This window comes from Lactiplantibacillus sp. B652 (assembly GCF_023806745.1).
In the GTDB taxonomy this organism is placed as follows: domain Bacteria; phylum Bacillota; class Bacilli; order Lactobacillales; family Lactobacillaceae; genus Lactiplantibacillus; species Lactiplantibacillus pentosus.
This window is the reverse complement of record NZ_JAMSKY010000049.1, coordinates 1-1231: the sequence shown is the minus strand read 5'-3', so window position 1 is coordinate 1231 and position 1231 is coordinate 1. Positions and strand designations below refer to the sequence as shown.

Here is a 1231-nt window from a genome sequence, read left to right as displayed (position 1 = left end):
TTAATCAAACGTTTGATGACCTGATGAAATAACTTAACGGCCCAAGCCAACGTGATTCACTTTACGTTGGCTTGGGCCGTTCCTTTAATTAAGAAAAGTAATTAATTATCTTCTACAATAGATTGTAAAATTAATCTGAATAAGTCCGATAGTTTTCAATGGCCGTTGATTAATAGGTTCAAGTGCTGCTATGATCTCATTAATTGTTACATGGTTAAAGTTGGACTGTTTGAGAAAAACCAACATAACCATCGATTAAAAGATTCATTAGCAACCTACATCTATAAATAGTATGATACCATGTCATTTATAGATGTAGTCGGCTATTGTGGCCCAAATTAATAAATACCACGTTGGCGCCAACTGAATTAACTATTAAAATTTCGGTGGTTAAAATCAGCAATAGTATAACTCTAACATTCACGATAAGTAACTACCAGCGACTGGATAAGTGTACCTTTTTAAGGAGGCCCAAAATTGATGTTACCATTATTGATCTTATTAGTTGAGTTTATTTTACTCATATATGTCATTAAGATTCAAAAAAAAATTATGAACTATACCAGATCAGGCGAGCTATATTTTTGGGGACTTTTTCTAAGAAAGAACGACTCCCGTCGCAAAATGAGGCAGCTCAAGAAAAAAGTTCTTCAAACGTATCGTAGAAGTTCCCTAAAAAACGAACTACTCTTCTGGTTAGAATTTACAGTTGCTAAATGTTGTTTTTATGGTTCACTCATATGGAGCTTTTACGTAATTGCTTTCGGAAATAGCAGAACCCCATTCTGGCCAGCCATTATAGGCTTTATAATGGCAATACCACCTGCAATAGCACTTCCCCAACAACTGTATGATTTTTGGAAACAACAACCTATTTGGCATGAGCACCCCATTGAAAAACAAGCTTTCCTACTACCAAACGAACAGGACCACAAAGATTTAGTTAGGTACCATTTGCAATCCTACTCCGCATTGTTCGTCATGGCAATTATAGGATTTCTAGTATAGGAATCTGAGCGCTAAAAAAGACAAGGTGAGAAACTAATTTTGGTTTCTCACTTTGTCTTTTTTTATCTAAATTTTTTATCTTATCCTTTATTATTCGTTAAAAATTTGGTAGCGTCAAGAATCTTGTGTAAATGAAATGCCTTCGTACATATAATATGTATCTAACTTAAATAAATGATGCTTCCAAGGTGTCCTGGAGTCCTTTGAACCCTCGGTGGATCCG

General features: G+C 35.0%; 1 protein-coding gene. It reads left to right on the top strand.

The window, feature by feature from the left end; translation table 11 throughout:
• Nucleotides 1–480 precede the first annotated feature (480 nt).
• Entirely contained in the window at nt 481–1008 is a 528-nt protein-coding gene (locus MZO40_RS16920; RefSeq protein WP_216749116.1) for a hypothetical protein, read from the top strand.
• Nucleotides 1009–1231 lie beyond the last annotated feature (223 nt).

Coding starts and splice junctions, on each gene's coding strand:
- MZO40_RS16920 (WP_216749116.1), top strand. CDS start 481: ATGTTACCATTATTGATCTTATTAGTTGAGTTTATTTTACTCATATAT.